Source organism: Dietzia sp. B44 (genome assembly GCF_014145245.1).
GTDB lineage: Bacteria > Actinomycetota > Actinomycetes > Mycobacteriales > Mycobacteriaceae > Dietzia > Dietzia natronolimnaea.
The window spans coordinates 1-2,777 of record NZ_JAALEF010000150.1 but is presented as its reverse complement, the minus strand read 5'-3'; the positions used below and the strand labels follow the sequence as shown (position 1 = coordinate 2,777).

Below are 2,777 nucleotides of genomic sequence, written 5' to 3'. Positions count from 1 at the left end.
GACCAGCGCGTCGACCTCATCGGACACGGCCGCCCCGCCGTCAGTCCACCCGAGGGTGGCGTCCATCCGGCGGGTGAGCCAACCCCCGAGATCGTCGACGAGGACCGTGTCGGCCGGGTGATCGGCGAGTACCCGCGGGATCTCGTCGGTCTCCTCGGTGGACCATTCGGCGGGCCTGCGGTCCCGGTGCGCGGCGATCCTGGCGGTCATCTCGGCGTCGTCGTGGTCCGGTCGCGCGGTGGCCACGTACACCACGTCCGCGCCGGTGGCCTCGGCCACCGATTCGGCGTGGGCGGACTTGCCCGAGCGGGTGCCGCCGAGGACGAGCAGGCGCATGGCGTTCCGGGCCTTTCCGTGGATCGTCGGTCAGGTCAGCTGTCGGTCAGGTCAGCTGCCGAGCAGGTCAGATGGTGATCAGGCCAGCTGGTGATCAGGTCAGATGGAGTCGCCCGGGCGTACCCGGGGGCGCGGGGTGCGGAGCATCCGCGGCTGCGTCGCCCGCATCACCGCGTACCAGCCCATGCCGAACCCGGTGTCCTCGGTGTCCGGGAACCGCTCGCGGACGACACTGTTGACCTTGCGTCCGAGGAGGATTCCGTCCACCACCACCACGACGATCAGGATGAGGAACAGGTTCTGGCTGTAGAACATCAGTTCCGGGTTGGGGATCAGCTGGAAGATGATCACGAACAGCGCGAGCGGCATGAAGAAGTTGATCAGGCGCCGGTGGGTGTCCACCCAGTCGCGGGCGAAGCGACGGACCTCGCCGCGGTCCCGCGAGAGCACGTAACGGTCGTCGCCGGCCATCATGAGCTGGCGGCGCTCCTCACGGGCGGTACGCTGCTCGGCCCGGGCGGCCTTGCGCTCGTCCTTGGTCATGCTGGCCTCGGCGGCCTTCCGGCGCTCCTTGGCCTCCTTACGGGTGACCGGCGCCGTGACGGGACCCGTCCGCAGGCCGCGCGCGCGCTCCTGGTCCCGCCGCTTGGGGGTGGGCTTGCCCTTGCCCGCGGGCCGACGGGCGTCCCCTGCAGGCCCCGGATCCGTGCCCGGGGAGGACTCCGGCCCGGTGTCGGTACCTGCGGAGCCCTTGCCGGGGTCGTCTTTACTGGAGCCGAATGCGCGCAACTTCACATACCCAGGCTAGGCGATCGATCCCCGCCGAGGACATTCACCCGTCACTCCTCGCAGGCGTATCGTGTCAGGCGACGCGGCGTCCGGGGAATAGAGAGCTCCCCGGTGGGCGTTGCACCACCGTAGGACGCCACCGAAGACCCTCTCGGATCGCAAGGAGAACCGACATGACCACTGCGGAGAACACCGCCACGGAGACCACCGCCACCGGTGTGTTGCTCACCGACGCCGCCGCCTCGAAGGCCAAGGCACTCCTCGACCAGGAAGGTCGCGACGATCTGGCCCTGCGCATCGCCGTCCAGCCCGGTGGTTGTGCCGGCCTGCGGTACCAGCTCTTCTTCGACGACCGCTCGCTCGACGGCGACGTCGTGGACGACTTCGGTGGCATCAAGCTCGCCGTCGACCGGATGAGCGTGCCCTACCTGACCGGTGCGTCGATCGACTTCGTCGACACCATCGAGAAGCAGGGCTTCACCATCGACAACCCCCAGGCCACCGGCTCGTGCGCCTGCGGCGACTCGTTCAACTGAGTCCAGCCGGGCACTGACGACCCGGGCCGATCGCTGGTCGGCCCGGGTCGTCTACTGTCTGGAGCATGTCAGTAGTCATCACGGGTTCCATCGCCACCGACCACCTCATGACCTTCTCGGGTCGGTTCTCCGAGCAGCTCCTGCCGGACCAGCTCGCCCACGTGTCGCTGAGCTTCCTGGTGGACTCCCTCCAGATCCGCCGCGGCGGAGTGGGTGGCAACATCGCGTTCGCGCTCGGCGTGCTCGGCCGTCGTCCCCATCTGGTGGGCGCCGCGGGTGAGGACTTCGCCGAGTACCGCGACTGGCTGGAGAGGCACGGCGTGGACACCTCGGCGGTCCACATCAGCTCCGCCCTGCACACCGCACGGTTCGTGTGCACCACCGACTCGGACATGGCCCAGCTCGCCTCGTTCTACCCCGGCGCGATGGGTGAGGCGGCCACCATCTCCCTGGCCCGCCTGGTCGACCGCATCGGTCGGCCCGAGATCGTGCTCATCGGCGCCAACGACCCGACCGCGATGAACTCCCACACGGCGGAGTGCCGCGAGCTCGGGCTCGACTTCGCGGCCGACCCCTCCCAGCAGCTGGCGTTCCTCGACGGTGAGGCGGCCGCAGCGCTGGTCGACGGCGCCCGGTACCTGTTCACCAACGAGTACGAGTACGAACTCCTGCTGAACAAGACCGGGTGGACGGCCGAGGAGCTGGACGACAAGGTCGGTACCCGCATCACCACCCGCGGAGGCAAGAGCGTGGTGATCGTGGAGAAGGGCGCCGAGCCCCTCGAGGTGGGCATCGTGCCCTCGGACAACCTGCTCGACCCCACGGGCGTCGGCGACGCGTTCCGCGCCGGATTCCTCACCGGTGTGGTCGACGGCCTCTCGCTGGAGCGTTCGGCCCAGTTCGGTGCTCTCATCGCCACCCACGTGCTGGAGACCACCGGCACCCAGGAGTGGAGCATCGACTCCGCCGCCGCGCGCCGGCGACTCGCCGCGGCCTACGGGGACGAGGCCGCCGAGGAGCTCGCGGCGCTGCTGCCCGCCTGATCCCGCCCGGGGCGCTCACCGCCGTGCCGACGACCACCGACCGGCCAGCGACCGACCCCCGACGAGAAGAGCG

At 69.8% G+C, this 2,777-nt stretch carries 4 protein-coding genes; 2 read left to right on the top strand and 2 right to left on the bottom strand.

Annotated elements, in window-relative coordinates:
- Positions 1-336 (bottom strand): bifunctional adenosylcobinamide kinase/adenosylcobinamide-phosphate guanylyltransferase (locus G6017_RS06005; RefSeq protein WP_182616428.1); only part of this gene is annotated, 336 nt, incomplete at its 3' end.
- A gap of 99 nt (positions 337-435) precedes the next feature.
- Entirely contained in the window at positions 436-1,131 is a 696-nt protein-coding gene (locus G6017_RS06000; protein WP_182610029.1) for a DUF3043 domain-containing protein, read from the bottom strand.
- 167 nt (positions 1,132-1,298) lie between these two features.
- On the opposite strand from G6017_RS06000, the gene G6017_RS05995 reads away from it, so the two are divergent.
- On the top strand, positions 1,299-1,661 hold the full coding sequence (locus tag G6017_RS05995) for a HesB/IscA family protein (protein WP_107756186.1): 363 nt from the start codon (positions 1,299-1,301) through the stop codon (positions 1,659-1,661).
- Between the two features lie 65 nt (positions 1,662-1,726).
- Positions 1,727-2,704 carry a carbohydrate kinase family protein gene (locus G6017_RS05990; RefSeq protein ID WP_182616426.1) on the top strand — a complete coding sequence of 326 codons (978 nt, stop codon included), beginning with the start codon at positions 1,727-1,729 and terminating at the stop codon, positions 2,702-2,704.
- Positions 2,705-2,777: the final 73 nt, after the last annotated feature.